Raw genomic sequence first — 22878 nt, 5'->3', positions numbered from 1 at the left:
CATAGCCGTGATATTTATTCAGCGTGTAAAAAAGCAAAAACAGACAATCCACATCAACAAAAGATAAAACTCTATTCCCTTGCTAAAGATGTCAGGCATTGCGAAATGCCTGACTGGCTCACAGAAAAATTGTTGACTGAAGAAATCACAGAAGTTGCCCCTGCACAATCTCAGTCTCCTGCTGCTGAATAATTGATTACCAGATTCAAACAGACATCAACCGGGAATTTTATTTTAAAGCGGGTGTCGGCGCCCCCCAACCCTGAAGACAACCATGTCATAACACCTGACAACAATAGGGGCATAGGGAACAAATCCGATTATAACCACTCAAAAGAGCAAAACAGCATCCAACAAAAACCTCAATATTACGGCTTAACCTTTGAACACCTGAAACACAGCACTATGGAATCCGGCAATCTTACCTCACCCTCTCAAAATCTGGCAAACATTCAAAACACCTATTTGAATGACGGGATTAAAAGACCAAAGGGAGATGGTTGCTGCACCTGGCTCTGCCGTTCGATAAAGATTTTTTGCAACACAACAAAACATTTATTTTTGGAAAGCACCTATTCTCCAAATAAAATCGTGAGAACCATGAAAATCATAATAACATTCACACTTTCACTGTTACTATTACCCTTCACATTACTCTTTATCATTATGAAAATCGTTCAGGACTGCTTTCTATTCCCTTTACAGGACCGCTTAACAGGAAAAGAAAAAATAACAGAATCAGTGAAAGAGCATTTAAAAAATACCATCGCCTATTTGCAAATAAAAATAAATGAGCAGCACGAAAAAATTGAAAACCTGGAGCCAGATCCGCTATCCATTGCAGGAAATAATATATTTGATGAAACTCCCGTGGCGGCATCACCCGTCGATGAACCACAGGCTACCCAGGAGGCTGAAAGGTTAATATCACATGAAAAATTAATATTACAAAGGTTGGAAAAAAATCTGAAAGAGGCTCAAAACAAGCTACGAATCATGTCAGAAACAAGTCAGGTATCATACACGTTCAACGGGAAAAACATCAGTGCTTATCTCATTAAAGCAAGGGAACCAGAACCTGAAGGCGTCTGCATCTTTTTCCAGCCTAACGACACACCCGCAAGCGTTCACATGGGATTCACGTATGATCCAGATACATTTGGCAGATATCACTGTTTGTTTCCAGATTATCCTGGCTATGGAAATTCAGATGGCAGCATTTATTCAGAAAAAGATTTCCTTGCCGCCGCAGAAGCCGCTTATCGCATGGCGAAAGTGCGTTACCCCCATTTAAAAATCGTTGTCATGGGTTCCTCCATTGGGACCGGTGCAGCTTCCTACCTGGCGGGTCAATATCATTTTGATGTTAAACGCGTCATTCTTCATGCACCTTACACAAGCATTACCAATATCACTGGCTACCATGCAACCCGCTGTATTGCCGCCCTGTTTCGTTGCTACGACTTTAATAGTCAGGCCCATCTTTGTGATTATATTGAGAAAGAAGACACGGCAGAACTGCTTATCATCCATTCACAAGGTGACAAGGTCATCCCGCATCAGCACGGTCTGGACATTTACAGGGCCTGTGAAAAAGTAAGATCCGACAATACGCGCGATCAAAGAATCACATTGATGTCGCTTCATCCAAATTATGGTCACCGCCAACTGCCTGACAGGCTGGAAAAAATGTTACTCACTGATAACTTTGATGATTTTGTCCCGGATGAATTTGAATCAGCGCCAAATCAATGCCTCATCTCCTGATTGACCAAACCCTCAACGGCGTTAATTCAGCTTTGCCGGTTTTTGTGAAATCCACACTGTGACGGATGATATTCAGCAAGCAGTCGCCTTCTCCGACATTCTGATACTGCACGTTCCCTCCTTTGCCCAACTCGCCCTGTTCGAAAGCATGCTGCCCCACCTGCCGGACAACCGGATGATTGTTCTGCTAACCGGCGATTCACCCGGTTTCATTCAACCCGTGCCGGTGTTGTCAGCCGTTGACGGTGGGACGCACCATACCTCAGTGCTCTTCTTTCACCGCGCGGTGGTGTGTGCCGGGTTCTTTTTCCAGCCGCTCGATTTCTTCCCGGAACTCGGTCAGGTCCTGGAACCGGCGATACACCGACGCAAACCGGATATAGGCGACTTCATCCAGCTCCTGCAGGGCGGACATGACTTCTTCCCCGACCATGCGTGAATTGATTTCCCGCTCACCGGTAGCCCGCAGACGATGCTCAATCCGGCTGATGGCTTCTTCGATGCGCTCTGTGCTGACCGGCCGTTTCTCCAGCGCCCGCAGCAGCCCGGCCCGGAGTTTCTCTTCATCAAACGGTTCCCGGGAACCGTCCTGCTTGACGATGCGGGGCATAACCAGTTCCGCACTTTCATAGGTGGTGAAGCGTTCGGAGCAGGTCAGGCACTCGCGGCGCCTGCGCACCTGGGTGCCTTCGGCAACCAGTCGGGAATCAATCACCTTGGTGTCATCGGCGTTGCAAAAGGGGCAATGCATAGTGCTGGTCTGTTGGCCATTTACAGGGGAGTGATTGTGATACTAACGGCTTGCCAAGGGATGACACAAGTCCTGACAAAAGGATCAGCACAAAAACCCATCCGGAACTATTTCACCGAAAGGTCATCCATTGAAATGTGCTCATTCAAGGAAGCGATGCCAGGCATGATTCAGGGCAGCCCAAACGTCCCTTCAAACAACGGCAGTTCAGACGCAAGCAGCCACTCGAACTATGAAGGGGATACCTTGGCACCTGAAGTCAGGCTTCCCTACGGCCGGATAGCGAAAACAACCCTCAGGCAACTACCCGTCACAGGGTGGCAGATGTTGCGGAAATGCCTGGGAGCCGGGGATAAACCCCTGTCATGGTGGCAGGTTATCGCCGTCGTTCCCACCACCGCGGTTTGCGTCGCGGCTTTCCCCGTGACGCTGCCCGTGTGCTTTTTCAAAGGTATCCAGGACTACCTGTTTTTCCCGGGACAGCGTCGTTTCCATAGCGTCAGGCCCGAAAGGCAGTCACTCCGCCACTACTGCGAACTTGAGGAAAGTGTCAGACAACGGAACCCGGAGGAAGTCACGGTCCGCCCTGGCAACCTGTATCCGCTGACAGGCTGGTATTTCAAAGCAGACAATCCTGCAGGACTGCTGCTGTTTTTGCATGGTAATGAAGACACGGCTGTCGGCGATGCAAACAACAATGCCGAGCGATTCATGAACGCCGGCCTGGACTGCCTGTTCTGCGAGTACCCGGGCTACGGGGGTTCTGCAGGCGCCATCTACAGTGAGCAGGATGTCTTCAGGGTCGCCGACGCCTTTTTCGACGCCATCTGCGCCACCGTTGACCCATGCCTCCCCGTTTATGTGCTGGGTTCATCCATAGGCACGGGGATCGCGGCTTATCTCGCCGCGTCAAAAGAGAGGGTCACGAAAGTCGTCCTGCATGCCCCCTACGTCAGCCTGAAAGCATTAAGCCGGACGTATTGCCGCTGTCTCCCGGCGTGCCTGGTTCAATACGACATCAATACCTGCCAATACCTGGAGCGCTTCCTGGAAAGGCCGGACACCCGCGCCCTGCTGATTCATGCAACCGGCGACAACATCATCCCTTACAACCAGTCCGTCATACTGGCTGCACGGCTTGATACCGACAGAATCTGCCTGCAGAAGGCGGGTGGAGGGCACTCCTGGTGTTACGGGCATAGCGAACTGTCCGAAGCGGATTATGATTTCATGATCAATGCGTTTCTCCTGAACAACATCGAAACCAACGATACGGACAGTGACAGTGGCGGCTTCAGGCCTCATTCCCTGGCTTTCGAATCGACGCTCTGAATGCTGGTCATATTCACCGCATTTTCAGCCCCACAAAAAAAGCCTGCGCCATTTAATGCCGCAGGCCTTTTGGTAACGGTGATTAATTAACCCTGGTATACCGGCAGACGCGCACAGATGGCCTGTACCTTTTCTTTCACGGAGGCGATGACCTGCTCATCGTTGATGTTTTCGAGGACATCACAAATCCAGCCAGCCAGTTCCGCAGCATCCTGCCCGGTGAATCCACGGCGGGTAATCGCCGGCGTACCGAGACGCAAGCCACTGGTGACGAACGGTGAACGGGGATCATTCGGCACCGCGTTCTTGTTCACGGTAATGAAGGCGCTGCCCAGTGCGGCTTCTGCCTCTTTGCCGGTATAGTCCTTGCCGATCAGGTCCACCAGGAACAGGTGGTCTTCGGTGCCATCAGACACGATCTTGATGCCACGGTCCATCATCACCCGGGTCATGGCCTGGGCGTTCTTGACCACCTGCGCCTGATACGTTTTGAACGCATCACTCATGGCTTCCTTGAAGCAGACCGCCTTGGCCGCGATCACGTGGCACAGGGGGCCGCCCTGGGATTCCGGGAAGACCGAGAAATTCAGTTTTTTCTGCAGGTCTTCATCGGCACGGGCGGAAAGGATCAGGCCACCGCGCGGGCCGCCCAGGGTTTTGTGAGTCGTGGTGGTGACCACGTCCGCAAACGGCACCGGGGACGGATACACACCCGCAGCCACCAGACCGGCGATATGCGCCATATCCACCAGCAGGTAAGCGCCGACCTTGTCCGCGATATCACGGAAACGCTGCCAGTCGACCACCTTGGAGTAGGCGGAGAAACCACCGATGATCATCTTCGGCTTGTGCTCAAGGGCCAGCCGCTCGACCTCGTCGTAATCAATCTCGCCGGTGTCGGGGTTCAGGCCATACTGCACGGCATCGTAAATACGGCCGGAGAAACTGACACTGGCGCCATGGGTCAGGTGACCGCCGTGGGCCAGGCTCATGCCCAGCACCTTATCGCCGGGTTTCACCAGCGCCATGAAGACCGCCGCGTTGGCCTGCGAGCCGGAGTGGGGCTGGACGTTGGCGTAGGTTGCGTCAAACAGGGCTTTGGCGCGGTCAATCGCCAGCTGTTCCACCACATCCACGTGCTCGCAACCGCCGTAGTAGCGCTTGCCGGGATAGCCTTCGGCGTACTTGTTCGTCAGTACCGAACCCTGGGCCTCCAGCACCCGGGGACTGGTGTAGTTTTCAGAGGCGATCAGCTCGATATGCTCTTCCTGACGCTGTGCTTCAGCGTCGATCGCCGCCTTCAGTTCGGGATCGAACTCCGCAATGGTCATGTCCGTGGTAAACATCAATCTCCCCTGTGTCGATGTAAGGTGGAAGCAGGCGGGATTCTAACGCAACCCAACCGCGCTGGCACATGAAAATAACCGGTTATCCCCATGAGCACGGTTCAAGACGGATGCGGCAGGCGCCTGGCCGGTATAACGGTCTCATCGTTGATTTAACGGTTTTTCATATAGACCGATAAAGAAGCCAATCATTCATCGGGAAATGCTCACGAAACCATGAAAAAACGGTTTTCCCTGGCAGCCATTCCCTCTTCCCCTCCGGCTGAGCACCGCCCTGCGCCTGAAACAGTCTCGCGCCATGCCTTGCAACCGGCGTAAAAAGCACGCACTTTCATAGAGAAGCATGTCGTCCATTGCCCAACCCATAACAACAAAAGTCAGGGATACTCAGGCATTATGACCGTCCGTTTGCAGCATCATCCGTCAGCCAGCCGCGCTGCGCTCACCAAACCGGCGTTGATAGCCGTTGCCAGCCTTTACGCCGGTGTTGCCTTTGCTTCGGCAAACCAGGTGACGATCACGACCGACTCACAGCATCGCTTCATCACGGCGAACGGCCTGCCCGACCACGCCCACGGCCCGTTTCCCAACCGGGGCAATCCGCACCGGGTCAGCGCGCAGTCTTACCGGTTTCGCGTCCCCCTTCGCCCCAAACTCACCGGACGGGTTCAACCCACCGGCCGCCATACCTTCGGTGTCGCCATCAATGGCGTGCCGTTTGACCCGGGTTCCGCGGAATACTGGAACAATGACCGCTCAAGCGGCTGGCGGATGGAAGCCCTGAACGTGCCGGGCAAACTGGGGATGGACCCTCACAACGCCCACGTACAACCGACCGGCGCCTACCATTACCACGGCCTGCCCCACGGCTTGCTGGACGGATCGTCTGCCAGCCAGCACTCCCCGCTGATCGGCTATGCCGCTGACGGCTTTCCCATCTATGCCCGTTACGGCTACCGTGACCGCGACAATCCCCGCGGCGGCATCCGCGAACTCACCTCAAGCTACGTGCTGAAAAGCGGTAACCGGAAAAGCGACGAACCGTCCGGCCGTTACGACGGCACCTATGACCGCGACTACGACTACCGCGCGGGCCACGGCGACCTGGATGCATGCAATGGCCGCACCGGCGTGACGCCGGAGTATCCCGACGGCACTTACTATTATGTCGTCACCACGGACTACCCTTACGTTCCCCGCTGCTTCCGCGGCACGCCGGACGACAGTTTCAGGAAACAGGGCATGGGCAGACAGCGCCCCGGCAGCCGTCCGGGAGGACGTCCGCACCCTGACGGCCATTCCGGCCATCGCCACCCGGGGCACAAACCCCGTTTCTGAACCGGTTGCAGGTGGCGCTGTGTTGAAACCTGTCCGGCTGTGTCAGAACGGGGTGACGCAGAGGGTCACCTGTTACGGACGGGGTAACAGGTTTGTTGGCGGCGGGTTGTCCCTGCGAGAAAGCCGAAAACACCGTGATCTTTACCGTTTGTCGACATTTCCGGAAAGCGTCATAAATCTGGCACAGGCGTTGCTAAACAGAAATCGAGACAACCGAATAATCCACTAGACAGAAAAAAAGGTGTTAACAATGAAAAAACAAGGTGGTTTTACTCTGATTGAATTGATGATCGTTGTGGCGATCATTGGGATTTTGGCGGCTGTGGCGATTCCGCAGTATCAGAATTATACAAGGAACGCTCAAGTTGCAGCAGCATTAGCTGAAGTTCGCTCATACCAAACTGCAGTAGCGGTATGTGTACAAAACAATGCTGTAGCTTCATGTGATGCTGCCACAGCCGGAGTTTCTGCCAGTCATGGTAAGATTGGATATGCTGTAACATCTAATAAGCCAACCATCACAATCACACCAGGTGGTCCCTTGGGAGCAGAAACTGCTGCAATTGAAACTACTAATGGACAGGATTGGTCTGTTGTTGGGACAACTGGTACGACTATAGCCGGAACAGATTCTTATACCGATTTCGTAGCAGGTTTATAAAGATGCATATTGTGAAAGGGTCATGTGAAAGGGTCAGGTCTTGAATCTTGAATAAGACCTAACTCCACCCATCGCAAGCATCCCTGATCGGGTCTTGAATTGAGCCACCAAGCCAATCTCAAGACCCGCTCTTATTTCCCCCATCCCGTTTCCCTTTCACAGCCTTTCCTCGCCGCCATGATCGACACGCTCACTAGCCCGCCGCCATTTCCCCCGATGCAGGGCGTTTCCTTCAGCCCATACCCAGCCAGAGCGCCAGAAGCCGTGTGATTTCCGTCAGCTGCCGTGCGTCACAATGGCCGATGATTTTGCCGGCCCTTTCTCTTTTGATCGTGGTGATTTTGTCAATCATGACTTGGGAGTCTTTCGCCAGTCCGCTCTCATCATCCGCTCAGACCGGTTAGCGGAAAAGCAGTGCATCCCTTAAATCACTCGTGATCTGCATTGCATGCGGCAACCTGTTTGCTGAACTGACCCGGATCGGGGTTGCCAGGCACTGGCCGCCAAAGTCAGCGCCTCGCTGCACTGGGCACGAAATATAACGCAAGCAAAAAAGACATCATTGTTATTTGGCAACCTGATAACCGGTTGCTAGTTTGTATTACCCATTTAAAAATGAAATACGAAAAGGAAAAGTCCATGCCCAAGTTAACCGCCAAAAGGCAGGTGACCATTCCACAAGCCATTTGTGACAAGCTCGGACTGGAACCGGGTGATACTGTCCAGGTGTTTGAACGTGATGGCGTGGCATACCTGGTAAAGATGTCTGAACAGCCGCTGGCAGGAACCTTACATTGCCCTGCCGACGCTGCTGTTGATTTGGAACCTGAACACTTAAAAGCCGCCATCAAGGAAAAAGCCGCCAACAAATTCCGGAGGCAGGAATGATTGCAGTCGATACCAACGTACTGTTACGTTACCTCCTGCAACCTGTAGACACCCGAAATCCCCAATGGCAAAGCCAAACAGCGGTTCAGGTCATCCATTCGGCCGAAAGCGTCTTTATCGCAAGCATCCCTTATCGGTGCTTGTATTGAGCCACCCAGCCAATCTCAAGACCCGTTCTTATTTCCCCCATCCCGCTTTCCTTTCGCAGCCTTTCCTCTCCGCCATGATCGACACGATCACTATTCCGCCGCCATTTCTCCCTGTGCAGGACGTTTCCTTCAGCCCATACCCAGCCAGAGCGCCAGAAGCCGTGTGATTTCCGTCAGCTGCCGTGCGTCACAATGGCCGATGATTTTGCCGGACCTTTCTCTTTTGATCGTGGTGATTTTGTCAATCATGACCTGAGAGTCTTTCGCCAGTCCGCTCTCATCATCCGCCGGGACCGGGTAGCGGAAAAGCGGTGTATCCCTTAAATCACTCGTGATGGGGAGAATCGTGATGGAAGGGTGTTCGTCAAAGCCATCCGACTGAATCACAAGCGCCGGACGGGGCTTGCCGTCATCACCATTCAAGACGACGGTGATAATGGCGCCAACGAGCCGCAGTTAAGCCTGCGGCAAGCGTTGGCGAATCAACAGTTCCAGTTGGTCAAAGCGTCTATCCATTGTGTCAAACCGCTGTTCCATGCGGTCAAGCCGCTGTTCTATGCCGTCAAGACGCTGATCCATGCCGTCAAGACGCTGCTCTACCCTGTCAAGACGCTGCTCTACCCTGTCAAGACGCTGCTCTACCCTGTCAAACCGCCTATCGATCTCAGCGAATTTGGCAACCACCTTCTGCCGGAAATCGGCATGCTCAGCGAGATACAATGTGAATGTATCATGCGTCAAATGTACAACCCTCCGAAGATCGTCATACTCGTTTTCGAGATGCTCCACTCGTTCCACCAGTTCCATGCCGCTACCTCTTATTTACGTTGGGCGCAGGTCAGGATAGCAGCTTGATGGGCGGCTGCCGCTGCAGACGACAGTGGGTTGTGTCATCGGAGCGACAATCAGCTGCCGTACGTTACAATGGTCATTTTGTCGGCCCTTGCGCGTTTGATCATGGTGATTTGGTCAATCATGACCCGGGCGTCTTTCGCCAGTCCGCTCTCGCCATCCGCCGGGACCGCGTAGCGGAAAAGCGGTGCCCCCCCTTAAATCACTCGTGATCTGCATTGCATGCGCAATTTGTACGGTTTCATTCGCAGGGCGGTTTCCGAAGGAAGCCGCCACCGCCATTGCCTACCGCTAACACGTAGCCTCGCAAGCGAACCGTCCTACGTTAATCAATGAAGACGCGCCACCAGAAACCTGGACACGATGTCTCCCGGCAAAAAAAACCATCAAACCCCGCCTCGACACGGTCAAAAAAGGGCTCCCCATCGGATTGGCGGGTTCATTACGGGCGTACTATCTTTTCTGCACGTTGCCCTTCCTCACCATCAGGGAACGCCGTGCCGGGTCTTGAAGCCAGCCGCCCCTGTCCGGCTGGCGGTCGGTGGCAGGGGTTTCGCCCTGTTCAGCCCTGACCGCGGTGGCAGGGTGTGTTATCCATTCGCTGTCCGGGAGACGTTATGCCCGAAAACCTGTTTGCTGAACTGACCCGGATCGGGGTTGACCAGGCACTGGCCGCCAAAGTCAGCGCCTCGCTGGATCCGGAATATAACGCCAGTAAAAAGGACATTCTGGTTATGCAGGAAGCCATCATGCAGATTCAGCTGCGGTCGGATGCCCGCTACCATGAAATCAACCAGAAAACCGATAACGCCTACCATGAACTGAACCAGAAGATTGATGGCGTCTCTCATGATCTGAACCAGAAGATTGATGGCGTCTCTCATGATCTGAACCAGAAAATCGATAGCGCCTATAACGAACTGAACCAAAAAATCGATAGCCGCTACCACGCGTTGGATCAGAAGATAGACAGCCGCTATCACGAGCTGAACAAGAACATGCATCAGGGCTTTGCCGAATTACGGACAGAAATGGCCGGTATGAGTCGTCAGTACCTGATCACCTTTGGCGGCCTGATAACAACCATCATCACCGTGTTCCTGGTCAACCTCTATTTCAACCTCTAATGCTGAGACGCTATGCCCGAAAACCTGTTCGCTGAACTGACCCGGATCAGGGTTGACCAGGCACTGGCCGCCAAAGTCAGTGCCACGTTTACCCGGTTACGATGCCCGGTTTAACCGCCCCAAAAGCGGGAGGGCATCCCCCGGGCGATTGATGAAAAGCCCGGACTGGAATCGGGGGAGACACTTCTGGCGTTTGAACGGATAAAGAACCGGGTCTTGATGATTAAACACGCCCTCTCCCCCTCAAGGTCATTTTCAATGATCTGACCCGATGTATATAAAATGCACAATAAAATCGTTGTCCATCTGTAAATTAAGCAATAACCATTACGAAAAATAAAAACCCTCGTTTTTTGCCTGAATAAAAAAAGCGTATTTTGTTACCACTACTCTACAGCCTGAGCATCCTTAACAAACAATGATTCACGTATGCTTTAACACTTCACTCATGTAAAACGAGAATGTGGTTATTTCATGGCAGCTTCACAGGTTCCCCGTCTGAAACCTTCAGGCACACAGCAGACAGAAAAAACGGACGAAAAATCCCCCCGAAGCCAATGGGGGATTCACACAGTGCGTTGCGCCTGGTCTAAAAATGTTAGCATTGCAGTTTCATCACCCGTTCCAGAAGACATGACCAAACCTGTCAGACAGGAAGTGACCGGGGCCGTGTTTGTTAATGCCATTTTGATAAAACAATCGGAGGGTAGCGATCAGGTCGCCTGTCAGGATGAGCGTATTGAACAGTGGATTGGAAAACAGGTTAATCACTATTTTCACCTTCAGCACAGAACGACGCCTACCGTAAAACCAAAGCCGCGCACGGAGGAGTTATTATCTGAAAGCGTTATGGAACAAACGGGAATAAAAAAAATGAAACCTTACTCAAGCTTAATTCACTGCCTGGTGCATGATGAGATGAATCTTGAGCAGGTTTTGACAAAGGTGCTGAATAAGGCGCACACAATTTCAACGAAAACCTCGTCCATGAACAGGTTCGTTTTAAGCGCATCTGGGGGCAGGATTTTAAACAATACCGATGAATCTGTTATCACCCTGTTAAGTCGGATCATCACGAAAAGCGAGTCCCCTTTGCTACTGCCAGACAAGGTCGTATTTCTTGTTCCACCAGAAGATTCACCCGACAGGTTAAAGGCTATTTTGCTGGCAACAGAGGTTTATGCCGAAAAAGCCGAAATCCCCGCTTTCGAACAGGGTCAGGCCAGCGCACAAGGGGCATCGGCAACCGCGTCAGCAGCGTCAAGAACAGAAACTACGTCTTTAACAGCCGAGTTTTCCTCATTATCAACACAGCAGCAAGATGAAAAGAGTACCGGTGCGATAAAGAAAAAAAAGAAAAAAAAGAAAAAAAGGGGTACGGGCGATAAAGAAAGTGAAAGCCCGAAATTAAAGGATGATGAACTCTCTGCTCAATTGCAGGAAGCCCTGCGTAACTTAGAATGTCTGCTCACCGTGGATCTTTTGGATTGCACTCAATACCAGAAGTATGCGGAAGATATCGAGCATCAGGAAAAAATGGTTAAACAAGCTTTGGCCCGTAAAGAGAGTCTTGACATCGAGGACTTGTTTGCGCTTTGCGAGCACTTGCAGAAACTGTACTCTAATTATGCCATTTACTTACTCGGCATACCTGGACGAACACCAGGAACAGAAACTGCTATTTTGGAAAAACTTGCTAATTACCAAAAATGCCTTTGGTTATATATGAATCAGATAATCCTTAGAGCCTCCGGAAGCATAAACCATTTAAAAACAGGCTTTAACTTTATAAACCTGCTTATCAATGCGCCTGAAGTGAGCCACATGAATCCACAGGTGGATGATTACAATGACAAGACGATTCACCATACAATAAGGCTGGCAGAAGAACATATACGTGTTTTCATGCATGACAAAGATACAGCGACTCGCTTTTTCATGCTCCTGAATTCTATCCATAGAGCTGAATTTAAAAAGACTCCTGAAGAACAAGTGATTATTGAAGTCAATAAAGACGACTGGAAGCTCCAAAACATAACGCCTGCTTTTGAAAAATTATCCAAAGCATACGCTGACGAAAATTATAAAACTAAAACAAAGGCTGAGTTAGACACCTATGGCGAGATATTACGCGATTTAAAGGAGTGCCTGGAAAAAATGCATCTCATCAAAAATCGCATGAAAGATACATTCAAATTAATTAACAAGCATTTGAATAGCGCCCTGGAACAGGTTCAGACACAACATGCGAAGCTGAGTGATTTAGAGTGGAGATAGAGACAGGCAGGGTCTTGAATCCCGCCTGTCGTTTCCGGCTGACTGCCGTCGGCATGGGCTTCGCCCGTTCAGCCGTAAAATTACTGGCAGCGTTTGTCACCCGTTGTTGGCTGTCTGGAAGTCGCAAATGCTATGCTTACCGCCGTTTTATCACCTTGCCTGTTGATAATCCACATGAAGCGGCGAGGGTCTGATGGGCGTCCGCCACAATGCCTGCGTCATTTCGAGGCGGTTTACCAGGAATGCTGATACCATGTCCGCCACGCCTGATGACCATTGAAGTGGTTTAATGACTTAGGCTCCAAAGGTCAGTGTGGCAGTGACGAATAATATAATTCCGTCGTTTGCTGTCAGGCTATGTTCAGGTTCGACTCAATAACGCGGGCGCTTACAACGGAAAAAACTGATCAGGCCAAGTATTTACTTTGTCAATAATCGTTGTCCTGATGTGCTGGCGTCTCAATTTTCAGAATAAAGAACTGACTGTCAACGCTAATGGCTAATGTCGTCATATTGGCTAACCAGCAGGGAACTGCTTCCACCAGGATATATCAAAATATACGACGAATCAGGCACTGTCCGGGGTTTAATGCATTCGGGAGCCCCGGGAGAGGAACGTGTTTGATGCACTTGTATACCTTTTTAAGCTTGCTTTTACTGTAAAAAAATCACAATTCAGCACAGACAGATCGAAAAATGACAATTCTGGAACAATAGCAGTACAGGTATTTTTCCCGACCTCGTACCATATAACTTTGGGAGCCACGCATTTGGACACTACAGCCATACCAGATAAAGCACCAGGAACCATTGCATCCAGTGGAGAAGCCCGCTATCAAAGAACAGCGACTACGGTAAAAAAGAGGCATACTCCTTGCGCATTTTGTTTAACAATGGAGCGCATCCAAAAATTGATTACTCAACGTCTGGTGACAATTCACATCAACAAAGAACCTGAACACGACGAAGTCAATCAATTAAAAATCGAACATGACGATTTAACTCCCGTAATTTACGAGATGATGGACGACTCCGAACGTAAAAACTATATGAAAAACGGGTGCGAAACCTGTCGTTTGATTTACAATTTGTTTCACTATTCGAGAGTCGTACATGAATCTCACCTGAAAGATAACAAGAATATTGACTCACACTTTTTATGCAATGAAACAGGATGCCAATTTACAACATGGAATTTCAATAGACTATTAGACCACTGGCCTAGAAATCATTATATAGAGACTAACCATACAGATTCCACTGATACTCCCTACAAATGCGACTTCCCCGGCGACGAAAGCAGCCCACGTTGTGAAAAGAAATTCACGAGATTCAGACCTTTCAAAACACATCAATATTTGCACGCTGCAAGCCAGCAGTCATTATCACTGGAAATAAAAGCATGCACAGTAACAGGCTGTGATCATATCGTCACTTCAGAAGCAGATAATGCTATGCATGCTCAGTTTTATCACCCAAAAAAGGTCAAATCATCACAGGAAAAAGCCCCAGGCGCAGAAACTACTGCTGATACAAAGGCGCCTGAAGACAGCTCACAAGCAAATCAACCGTCTACCAGTAAAAGCACCGCAACTGCAACACCTGAAGCAATTAAGCAAAAAACTGAAGTTAAAGAACCATGCACCATTGATAGCGTATCAAGAGCAATCATGTCGAGAATAAGAAGTGGAGCAATTCCACTTCACATGCAAGAAGCAGAACATAGCAAACAGGACAGCATACCTGAAACAAAAACACCCGACACCTATAAAAACATGGTAGCAAATATCTATAAACATATTCGTTCCAATACACCACAATTACAGGATAAATACATTAGCTTTAGCTGTGAAACATGTAATAACCTTTGCTTAATGTGCTCCTACATCAACAAGATACACAATCAATGAAAAAAAGTGATGATTCAACGTCCAAACCAGCAAGTGAACACGCCCCCTACCGAAAACCAATAAGCCATTAAAGTTCGGCGTATGCCTATTGAATATCAATGGTTTCACTGAACCATGATAAAGCCTCTCGCCTCTAAACGACATTCATCAGAAAACAATGGGCAGGATCATTCATGTACACCGACAACAATAATTGCCGTTTTATCGATAAAAATGACCGACAGTTCCTGAACAGACTGACTGTACTGCATGGCTTGCCGAAACCTGCACGGTTCCCTTCACAGGTCGTCCGAAGGAAGCCGACATTGTCCACCGGCAGGATGATGGCAGGCCTATGCCCGATGGCGGCATTCCCGTGACCACCGGAAAAAATGTTAGTGCAGGTAACAGCGCGATGATTGATAATTCCTTCATCCGTCATCATGTTCCTGATGTACCGGCACTGCAAAGCACGGTATAAAAGTCGACTGACTTTTTTACGTGTCCTGCTACCCCCTGCATTGATCAGGGTCTTCCGGGGCATTTGGCAGAGTACAGGCGGGTGTTTACGGGGATACCGGAGGCCGTGCGTCACCGCATGCATCACTCCACGCCCCGCAACATCGAACCGTTATGAATTTGAAGCGAAATCTCTAAGAAAATGGCTCAATACGTTTACACCATGAACCGGGTGAGCAAAGTCGTGCCACCCAAGCGCCAGATCCTGAAGGACATCTCCCTGTCCTTCTTCCCCGGCGCCAAGATCGGCGTACTGGGACTCAATGGCGCCGGTAAATCCACCCTGCTGCGCATCATGGCCGGCGTCGACACCGAGTTTGACGGTGAAGCCCGCGCCCAGTCCGATATCAACGTGGGCTACCTGCCCCAGGAACCCCAGCTGGATCCGGAAAAGACCGTCCGCGAAGTGGTCGAAGAGGCCCTGGGTGAAGTGAAGGAAGCCCAGCAGAAGCTGGAGGAAGTCTACGCCGCCTACGCTGACCCGGATGCGGATTTCGACAAGCTGGCTGCCGAACAGGCCCGCCTGGAAAACATCATCCAGGCGTCCGACGCACACAACCTGGATCGCAAACTGGATGTAGCCGCCGACGCCCTGCGCCTGCCCGAGTGGGATGCGGTCATCAAAAACCTCTCCGGAGGTGAACGTCGCCGTGTGGCCCTGTGCCGCCTGCTGCTCTCCAGCCCGGACATGCTCCTGCTGGACGAACCGACCAACCACCTGGATGCGGAATCGGTCGGCTGGCTGGAGCGGTTCCTGTGCGAATACCCCGGCACCGTGGTCGCCATTACCCACGACCGTTACTTCCTGGACAACGCCGCCGGCTGGATCCTGGAACTGGACCGTGGCGAAGGCATCCCCTACCAGGGCAACTACTCCTCCTGGCTGGAGCAGAAAGAACAGCGCCTGGAAATGGAACAGAAGCAGCAGGACGCCCGCCGCAAGGCCATGGAGCACGAACTGGAGTGGGTGCGCTCCAACGCCAAGGGTCGTCAGTCCAAGAGCAAGGCCCGTCTGGCCCGGTTCGAGGAAATGCAGTCCCAGGATTTCCAGAGCCGTAACGAAACCAACGAAATCTACATTCCACCCGGTCCGCGCCTGGGCGACAAGGTGATCGAATTCAACAATGTCACCAAGGGCTTTGGCGATCGCCTGTTGATCGACAACCTGAGTTTCAGCGTGCCGAAGGGTGCGATTGTCGGCATCATCGGTGGTAACGGCGCCGGTAAGTCCACCCTGTTCAAGATGATTATGGGCCGCGAGCAGCCGGATTCCGGCAGCATCGAGACCGGTGATACCGTCAAGATCGCTTTCGTCGAGCAGATGCGCGACGAGATGGACAATAAGAAAACCGTGTGGGAACTGGTGTCCGAAGGGTCTGACATCCTGCGTATTGGCAGCTATGAAGTCCCGTCCCGCGCCTATATCGGCCGGTTCAACTTCAAGGGCGCTGATCAGCAGAAGCGTGTCGGTGAACTGTCCGGTGGTGAGCGTGGTCGTCTGCAGCTGGCCTGCACACTGAAGGAAGGCGGCAACGTGCTGCTGCTGGACGAACCCTCCAACGACCTCGACGTAGAAACCCTGCGCGCCCTGGAAGAAGCCATGCTGGCCTTCCCCGGCTGTGCGATGGTGATCTCCCATGACCGCTGGTTCCTGGACCGGGTCGCCACCCACATCCTGGCTTACGAGGGCGAATCAAAGGTGACCTTCTTCGAAGGTAACTACACCGAGTACGAAGCGGATCGTGTCGCCCGCCTGGGTCCTGACGCCGCTGGCCCGCACCGGGTCAAGTACAAGCGTATCGACGCTTGATAGCGATCTGATTTAATGGCGCTTTTCTTCCGTAAGGAGTTAAGGAAAGCGCCATTATGATCATTTTCTGTCTCTCCCTGCAGGACGCTACAGGCATCTGACAGTCTATAAACACGCCAGATTTTGACACTTCATCAGAATATAAAGCGCTTTCTATCAGCGTTCTCTGCCAACCCATAGTCCCAAACATCGGGATACAAGTACTGAGAACAACGACTTCACTAAGAAAGCACCCAAAAAGTATGTAAAGAATTACCTGATACAGATAACAATCAAAAGCAGAATCAAGCCAATAAACAACTATTTAAACAAACTATACTTTCGAAATACATTTAGCCCACAAATAAAAACAACATATCGCGCAACCCATCATGAAATGATTGATTTAATTATCAATAAAATCCATCCACTTTGGATAACCAGGGAAATCTGGCTACCAACATTAGGGTTTATCCACCTTGGAATCATCTTTTATAGAAACAACAAAAAAATCCTGACAACACTCTGTCTTACGCTCTCACTCATATTTTTAATGTTTATTGGCCCAATAATAGAGATCACACCCTATCTAGGTATAGATTCATTTACTGAAGCACGGAACTTTGAAATAAGAGAAGCTTTATTTTGGATCTCCACAATCATATCCACATCGTCAGTGAGCAACTGGGAACATATCACATCATGGATTATTGCATTCTCTATTTACACTCTACTCTGGTGTATTCTATGGACACCAGCCAATAATCGCCAGCACTTAACGAAACCGTATAAAGCATGCGAGATAGTTACCATTATTTCGTTTACGGTTTTCCTCCCAGCATTAGCAATAAATAGCGCTGCCACAACCTTTTTAAAAAGCTTATCGTTTTACGACAACCTCCAGGAGAATTTTCACAATTCCAATAAAGCAATCAATGTTGAAAAAACATCGGAAGGCATACCCGTTTTTCTTTATCTGGGAGAAAGCACTTCATCAATGAATATGGGGATATATGGCTATCCCAGGGAAACGACACCGTTGCTGAAAGCATTCAAGAAAGAAAATCCCAATTTGCTTATTGGTCAGAACGTATGGTCAACGCATACACATACAACCCTCTCTCTTCTTGAGGCACTCAGTATTCCTGCCAATAAGAAGAGTTTAATCGATGACAGTCCGATCTATAAGCGAAAGCAGGTACCACTACCCAGTATTCTTCATAGCATTGATATAAAAACCTATCTTTTCAGTAATCAAAGTAAATCTGGCACATGGAATCTTGGATCTCCCATCCTATTTAAAGAGGCAACACGTCGTTTGTCCAATCCTGTCACTTCTCAATTTGGAAGTATCAGCTACCTTGTTGATATCACTTTCGACCATGATTATCTCGCACAGGTCATCAATAATGAAATGAATCAACCTGATAAGGACAGCTACGCTCTCTATGTATTCCACTCCTACGCCGGCCATGGTGACTATAGGCGATTTATTCCATTCGAGTTTCACAAACCCGTTGACACTTATTTTTCCAACATTGATTATGAAGGTATCGTTGGATCATCTATAAATACTGACCTGCTAAGTATGATCGAATCATATGACAGCGCCATTTCCTACATTGATTCCAACATTGTCACCACGCTGAATTACGTAAAAAAGCAAACTGAACCCATGATCTTTGTCTACCTATCAGACCATGGAGAATCACCTTATACCGGTAGAGGACACGATTCATCAAGATTTGTTTCAGAAATGGCTCAGATCCCTTTCCTGATTTACTTTAATGATGCTGCCGCCCGCAAAGATCCCGAGTTATTAGAGACAACAAAGCGTCGCTTAGAAAACAATACCTTTGCCACACTGGCGCAGCTGCCCGATACACTGCTTGAATTTCTGGGTGTTAAAATCAACCAGTTAGCCGATGGCACACCTCACACGCCCTGCCAGATTGGTGTCCCTGACTGTAATGATAAAAACATTGTTATCAGGGATCTCGGCAACGAATATGGCGCAATCCGCACCCAAATGAAGCCATACAATAACCATAAAGACTTTACGGATGATGCGACAAGGCACAATATTCTGCAAAGAGCATTCACTGATAACAATATTGGCATTTGTTATCACCGCTCTAACTCTCTAGCCAAAGCCATCAGAGGTTCGGCATTAACCAACTGCCTGGAATTAGATATGCTGATTAACAACCATCATGCCATGATCACCGAGCCACCGGACAAGTCTGTTGGGATATCCCTTGATAAGATGGCAGGGATTGCGAAGGCTAAAAAATATAAAAGTATGCACCTCTGGATAGACGCTCATAATATTGACAACTCAACAAACTGCGAAACGCTTAACAATGAATTATCAAAGGACCTCTATTCCGGCATTCATACTCTGATAGAATTTCCATCCTCTTCGATAAACAACAATATAGATTTAAGCGCCTGCACGGAATCGCTTAATAAAAAAGGTATTTTCACTTCATATCATATTCCTACCGATGTGGGAGTCGAATGCACAAGAAATATTCAAAAAGGTCGTTCCCTGTCAGGTTCAAAAGCCTGTATGGAATTGAATAACATCTTAAATCAATCAACATTCCGACAGTGGTTCACAGATATCTCTTTTGATAACCGGGTCTTTACGGCCATAAACAGTATGCCTGCTGCACAACATTTCAAATGGAATACGCTGCATATCAAGGCAGAAGCGATCCAGAATCTTCCACTCGATCGTTTCAGACTACTCATACCTGGAAATGTCGATATTAATAACCGCTAACTCACAAACGACAAGCGTATTCGTAGATTATTCCTGATCCTTGATTGACCACAGCACCGGGCAACCATCCCCCCTGCGCTTGACGCACTCATTTCCAGGACACGGCCAAATTCCCCACTGACGCTGCGCTCTAGCCGAATGCATTTATCCAGCCCGATACACGTTTTACAAGACGGGCCAGGATGGTGATTGGCTTTTCCCGCTCGCAGGCGTTTCACGACAAAGTCATTGGTGCGTTTATCAATGACACGCACTATCAACGCATTTGATGTATTACTGTTTTTCAGACTGAAGAAAATCAATCAGTCATATTTTCTCCCTGAGTATTTAAGCACTTATTTTTCGGGATTATCTATTCAACCAGATTGTTAGTGATTATCAGTTTCCATGCACAAGATAATATTCAATCCCGTGTCTAATTATTTCATTGTCTCAAACTTACTACCATCAGGAGGTATTTATGAAAACCAGTCACGTAGGTTCAGGTTCGGCAACAGCCATACCAGGAACCGATGAGAATGTTAGTCAAAGAGGCATTTCCCGCGCTATGGGCGCAGTCAGCATATCAGAAGGTGTTGAAGCGAAAATAGCCAGAGAAAACGAGGTATTACGAAAAATCCCACTAACAACGCCGTTATTGCAACAATTCTCAAAAATCTTGTCGATCTCAAACCCTGAGGCAATAAATCGCCATCTTGATGAGCTGCAAACTACGCAAAAAACAGCGCATGCTGTCACTGATCAACCACAAGAAATAGATAAAATCACTTTAGCTGTGCAGGCAGGGTTATGCATCTACACGAGAACATCAGCAAAGAAAAAGCACAAAATAGAAAAAGATCACCTGCCTGTACTGGAAGATAACATCAAGCGCCTGTTAGCTGAGGTCTATGTCCATACACACGCCCCTCAGCGCCCCCTGGATATATTAGAGTGTTACCTGTTCAATGAAAAGAGAATCTCTAGAACGCTAATGGCCACCCCAGGCTCTTGCAAAAAAATAGAAGCCAAACTAATAAAATATAGCCAACCGAAGTACGATGATTACAAACCAGAATTCATAAAAGAGATAGCAGAAAATAAACACATCAGTCCGACATTTGTAAAAGAGGTTCTGGGTGTGCGGCGATTAGCGTTTCCCGATACCTGTAAAAAACTGAGCTTTATGTATGCGTCACTCCAATGCGCTTTAAGGGCTGTTCCGCTTTCTGATTTACAGCAAAGCGCAGAGTTGTTTCAATCAGGCCGTGATTGGCGAGATCCACCCAGAAAGGCGCTACTTGACCTGTTAATCAAAATACATCCGGATAATTTTGAGACAGCCATGACAGATGGCGAGTGGAAAACATTTAGCAGTTCATTACTCGATGAACTCATAAAGATTTGTCACCAACTCGCTATACAAGAAGGCTCTCGTTACCCCGCCCTGAAGCAGATGTTTCCATTATTATCAGAAACCGCTGGTGCAGACGCTGCGGCTGCCGCTGACAGTTCCTGTAAAACCTATGAATCGTCCGACTGGCGCTACGATGATATCCGGCCACAAGATCCGTATGAATTCATCAATACCCTGTTTGACTGCCTGTTACTCAACGAGAAGCCTTCCTGTTCTGTCCTTCTTTCAAAAAAGTATCATTTATCCATACCTGCTGAGTCAGACCAGTCCGTCATCTCTGGCAAGAAAGAATGTCCTGATTTCAACGAATATAAGATGAACATCGTACCGATAGACGTTCCTGAATTAACGTCACTCCCTACGGTGAACATATGTCAGCAGCTGGTGTATGACTTTCTGTCATCGCAGGGTGTTCAACATTCAGATGGCGGCGTCAAGCTAACCTACAATGACGTTGAACGCGTTGAGTTCACTCCAGACACGAACTCCGATCAAATAAACAAACACATCTCAGGCAGTATTCCATTTAGCACGAAACACACGCACCAACTCTCCGTCCCAGATCTGAATACCTTTCATTCACTGGGTATTCATCCAAAACTGAAACCTCAATATAGACAGACCGAGACAATGCGTCAGAAAAATCCCTGGACAAGCATAGAAAGCACACTAAAAGTTCAGGTGTTCGATAAGAAAACCCAAAAATCCTATGGAATCACATTAAATCTTGTCAGCGTCTGCCTTCATCATATTGGCTTGAGTCCATTGCAAGGCAACTATAGTGCTGTCATGCAGCATGAAGACTGTATCCACTACGATAAAGGTGCAGCCACGAAAGTCGAGCATCTCAACTCGCTAATAAGCAGAACCAACGCCGAGCCTTATTTACTCTTCTACTACCGGGATCCAGAATTAAAACCACTACCATTGCCAGCCTTGGTGAGGCTAAAACACACACTATTTAAATAAGTGGGATTACAGACAGTTAAACGCTATCCCGGCGAAAAACGGCAGGGAAGGAATAAATATACCTTCTCCTGCCGTTTGTTTTTCTTATCGCCATTCATGGCCGTTTACGTGCCAGTGTCACACCATCAGCCAGAGGTAATAACACCATATCCACCCGTTCATCCTGATGAATTTTTTGATTAATCACCTTGAGCGCTTGTGTATCTGCATCCCCACCCTCCTCTGCGACACGGCCACTCCACAACATGTTATCCATGATAATCAGGCCCCCGGGACGAAGCAGTGTCAGGCAACATTCGTAATAATCGTCATACGATGACTTGTCTGCATCAATAAACGCCATATCAAATGTGCCAGCGTTACCCTCTGCAATGACGTTATTCAGGGTTTCAAGTGCCGGAGACAGCTGGAGATCGATGTTCCCCTCGACACCGGCAGCCTGCCAGTACTGTCGGGCAATCGCCGTGGTATCCGGATTGATATCGCAGGCCAGGATATAACCATCATCAGGCAGAACTTCTGCCATGGAAAGCGAGCTGTAGCCGGTAAAAACACCAATCTCGATAATACGGCGGGCGCCCATCAGCTGCACCAGCAGTGCCATGAATTGCCCCTGTTCCGGTGCAATCTGCAGGTTTGAGTCTTTCCGCTTAGCGGTTTCCAACCGGAGTTTTTCCTGCAGTTCACTTTCCCTGCATCCAACAGAGACAAGGTAATCTACCAAGTCTTGAGTGATCTGCAGAGTCTTTCGTGACATAAACCACCCCCTTAACAGGTTACTAAACGCAAGATCCAGCCTAACAAAATAAAACGGCTTTTTGTTACCTGATTCAAAAACAATCCAATCATGAATCATTAAACAGGGCTATCCATTCTGTTACCTGATGACCACCATTCATCAGCCACGGTAGAAGCAGATGCTTTGAAAGCCCTGGCATACTGGCGATAAGAGCCGCTGATGCAATTTTCAGGTGCCAGCGCGAAGATACTTATGCGCCATCTATCCGGCGTGGTATCTGTAAGGCTCAAAAAATAGCTGA

General features: G+C 49.1%; 20 protein-coding genes. 15 read left to right on the top strand and 5 right to left on the bottom strand.

The features are described from left to right. Positions 1–192: hypothetical protein (locus tag AC27K1_RS13360; RefSeq protein ID WP_487151206.1), on the top strand; the 192-nt coding region annotated here is incomplete at its 5' end. Further along, positions 193–1767 (top strand): alpha/beta hydrolase family protein, encoded by a 1575-nt coding sequence (locus AC27K1_RS13355; protein ID WP_487151204.1) that lies wholly within the window; start codon positions 193–195, stop codon positions 1765–1767. A 262-nt stretch (positions 1768–2029) separates the two neighbouring features. Here AC27K1_RS13355 and nrdR read toward each other — a convergent pair whose 3' ends face one another. Continuing rightward, entirely contained in the window at positions 2030–2518 is a 489-nt protein-coding gene (gene nrdR / locus AC27K1_RS13350) for a transcriptional regulator NrdR (protein WP_487151203.1), read from the bottom strand. 246 nt (positions 2519–2764) lie between these two features. Here nrdR and AC27K1_RS13345 point away from each other — a divergent pair, with 246 nt between their 5' ends. Beyond that, a complete protein-coding gene (locus tag AC27K1_RS13345) occupies positions 2765–3850 on the top strand; it encodes an alpha/beta hydrolase family protein (protein ID WP_487151201.1) in 1086 nt (361 codons plus the stop codon). A gap of 86 nt (positions 3851–3936) precedes the next feature. On the opposite strand, the gene glyA is transcribed toward AC27K1_RS13345, so the two are convergent. Further along, a complete protein-coding gene (gene glyA, locus AC27K1_RS13340) occupies positions 3937–5196 on the bottom strand; it encodes a serine hydroxymethyltransferase (RefSeq protein ID WP_487151199.1) in 1260 nt (419 codons plus the stop codon). 396 nt (positions 5197–5592) lie between these two features. Here glyA and AC27K1_RS13335 point away from each other — a divergent pair, with 396 nt between their 5' ends. Together AC27K1_RS13335 and AC27K1_RS13330 are read left to right on the top strand one after the other, a co-directional pair. Then, entirely contained in the window at positions 5593–6534 is a 942-nt protein-coding gene (locus AC27K1_RS13335) for a YHYH protein (protein ID WP_487151197.1), read from the top strand. A 250-nt stretch (positions 6535–6784) separates the two neighbouring features. Beyond that, entirely contained in the window at positions 6785–7195 is a 411-nt protein-coding gene (locus AC27K1_RS13330; RefSeq protein ID WP_487151195.1) for a pilin, read from the top strand. 232 nt (positions 7196–7427) lie between these two features. Here AC27K1_RS13330 and AC27K1_RS13325 read toward each other — a convergent pair whose 3' ends face one another. Next, positions 7428–7568 carry a type II toxin-antitoxin system PemK/MazF family toxin gene (locus AC27K1_RS13325; RefSeq protein WP_487151213.1) on the bottom strand — a complete coding sequence of 47 codons (141 nt, stop codon included), beginning with the start codon at positions 7566–7568 and terminating at the stop codon, positions 7428–7430. 113 nt (positions 7569–7681) lie between these two features. On the opposite strand from AC27K1_RS13325, the gene AC27K1_RS13320 reads away from it, so the two are divergent. Continuing rightward, the gene (locus AC27K1_RS13320) at positions 7682–8083 is read left to right on the top strand and encodes an AbrB/MazE/SpoVT family DNA-binding domain-containing protein (protein WP_487151194.1); all 402 of its coding nucleotides are present in this window, start codon (positions 7682–7684) and stop codon (positions 8081–8083) included. A gap of 278 nt (positions 8084–8361) precedes the next feature. Here AC27K1_RS13320 and AC27K1_RS13315 read toward each other — a convergent pair whose 3' ends face one another. Then, on the bottom strand, positions 8362–8619 hold the full coding sequence (locus AC27K1_RS13315) for a type II toxin-antitoxin system PemK/MazF family toxin (protein WP_487151192.1): 258 nt from the start codon (positions 8617–8619) through the stop codon (positions 8362–8364). On the opposite strand from AC27K1_RS13315, the gene AC27K1_RS13310 reads away from it, so the two are divergent. The 9 genes from AC27K1_RS13310 to AC27K1_RS13270 all read left to right on the top strand — a co-directional run bounded on the left by AC27K1_RS13310 (position 8590) and on the right by AC27K1_RS13270 (position 21838). Beyond that, a complete protein-coding gene (locus tag AC27K1_RS13310) occupies positions 8590–9087 on the top strand; it encodes a hypothetical protein (RefSeq protein ID WP_487151190.1) in 498 nt (165 codons plus the stop codon). The two genes, AC27K1_RS13315 and AC27K1_RS13310, sit on opposite strands and share 30 nt — an antisense overlap. A 614-nt stretch (positions 9088–9701) precedes the next feature. Then, positions 9702–10211 carry a hypothetical protein gene (locus AC27K1_RS13305; protein WP_487151188.1) on the top strand — a complete coding sequence of 170 codons (510 nt, stop codon included), beginning with the start codon at positions 9702–9704 and terminating at the stop codon, positions 10209–10211. Positions 10212–10685: 474 nt separating this feature from the next. Then, complete coding sequence (locus tag AC27K1_RS13300; RefSeq protein WP_487151187.1) at positions 10686–12488, top strand: hypothetical protein; 1803 nt, start codon at positions 10686–10688, stop codon at positions 12486–12488. Positions 12489–13105: 617 nt separating this feature from the next. Beyond that, entirely contained in the window at positions 13106–14398 is a 1293-nt protein-coding gene (locus tag AC27K1_RS13295; protein ID WP_487151186.1) for a hypothetical protein, read from the top strand. 334 nt (positions 14399–14732) lie between these two features. Continuing rightward, positions 14733–14858, top strand: coding sequence for a hypothetical protein (locus tag AC27K1_RS13290; RefSeq protein ID WP_487151185.1), 126 nt, complete (start codon positions 14733–14735; stop codon positions 14856–14858). Positions 14859–15038: 180 nt separating this feature from the next. Beyond that, positions 15039–16706 carry an energy-dependent translational throttle protein EttA gene (gene ettA / locus AC27K1_RS13285; protein ID WP_487151183.1) on the top strand — a complete coding sequence of 556 codons (1668 nt, stop codon included), beginning with the start codon at positions 15039–15041 and terminating at the stop codon, positions 16704–16706. A gap of 376 nt (positions 16707–17082) precedes the next feature. After that, positions 17083–19473 carry a sulfatase-like hydrolase/transferase gene (locus tag AC27K1_RS13280; protein ID WP_487151181.1) on the top strand — a complete coding sequence of 797 codons (2391 nt, stop codon included), beginning with the start codon at positions 17083–17085 and terminating at the stop codon, positions 19471–19473. Between the two features lie 146 nt (positions 19474–19619). Continuing rightward, on the top strand, positions 19620–19742 hold the full coding sequence (locus AC27K1_RS13275) for an IS1 family transposase (protein ID WP_487151211.1): 123 nt from the start codon (positions 19620–19622) through the stop codon (positions 19740–19742). A 191-nt stretch (positions 19743–19933) separates the two neighbouring features. Beyond that, positions 19934–21838 carry a hypothetical protein gene (locus tag AC27K1_RS13270; RefSeq protein ID WP_487151180.1) on the top strand — a complete coding sequence of 635 codons (1905 nt, stop codon included), beginning with the start codon at positions 19934–19936 and terminating at the stop codon, positions 21836–21838. Between the two features lie 94 nt (positions 21839–21932). Here AC27K1_RS13270 and AC27K1_RS13265 read toward each other — a convergent pair whose 3' ends face one another. Beyond that, entirely contained in the window at positions 21933–22595 is a 663-nt protein-coding gene (locus tag AC27K1_RS13265) for a class I SAM-dependent methyltransferase (protein ID WP_487151178.1), read from the bottom strand. Positions 22596–22878 lie beyond the last annotated feature (283 nt).

The organism is Kistimonas ophiarachnellae, from assembly GCF_057552235.1.
Note: the sequence above shows the minus strand (reverse complement) of the source record. Positions and strands in the feature narration are given on the sequence as shown.

Coding starts and splice junctions, on each gene's coding strand:
- nrdR (WP_487151203.1), bottom strand. CDS start 2,518: ATGCATTGCCCCTTTTGCAACGCCGATGACACCAAGGTGATTGATTCC.
- glyA (WP_487151199.1), bottom strand. CDS start 5,196: ATGTTTACCACGGACATGACCATTGCGGAGTTCGATCCCGAACTGAAG.
- AC27K1_RS13335 (WP_487151197.1), top strand. CDS start 5,593: ATGACCGTCCGTTTGCAGCATCATCCGTCAGCCAGCCGCGCTGCGCTC.
- AC27K1_RS13330 (WP_487151195.1), top strand. CDS start 6,785: ATGAAAAAACAAGGTGGTTTTACTCTGATTGAATTGATGATCGTTGTG.
- AC27K1_RS13305 (WP_487151188.1), top strand. CDS start 9,702: ATGCCCGAAAACCTGTTTGCTGAACTGACCCGGATCGGGGTTGACCAG.
- AC27K1_RS13300 (WP_487151187.1), top strand. CDS start 10,686: ATGGCAGCTTCACAGGTTCCCCGTCTGAAACCTTCAGGCACACAGCAG.
- AC27K1_RS13290 (WP_487151185.1), top strand. CDS start 14,733: ATGCCCGATGGCGGCATTCCCGTGACCACCGGAAAAAATGTTAGTGCA.
- ettA (WP_487151183.1), top strand. CDS start 15,039: ATGGCTCAATACGTTTACACCATGAACCGGGTGAGCAAAGTCGTGCCA.
- AC27K1_RS13280 (WP_487151181.1), top strand. CDS start 17,083: ATGATTGATTTAATTATCAATAAAATCCATCCACTTTGGATAACCAGG.
- AC27K1_RS13270 (WP_487151180.1), top strand. CDS start 19,934: ATGAAAACCAGTCACGTAGGTTCAGGTTCGGCAACAGCCATACCAGGA.
- AC27K1_RS13265 (WP_487151178.1), bottom strand. CDS start 22,595: ATGTCACGAAAGACTCTGCAGATCACTCAAGACTTGGTAGATTACCTT.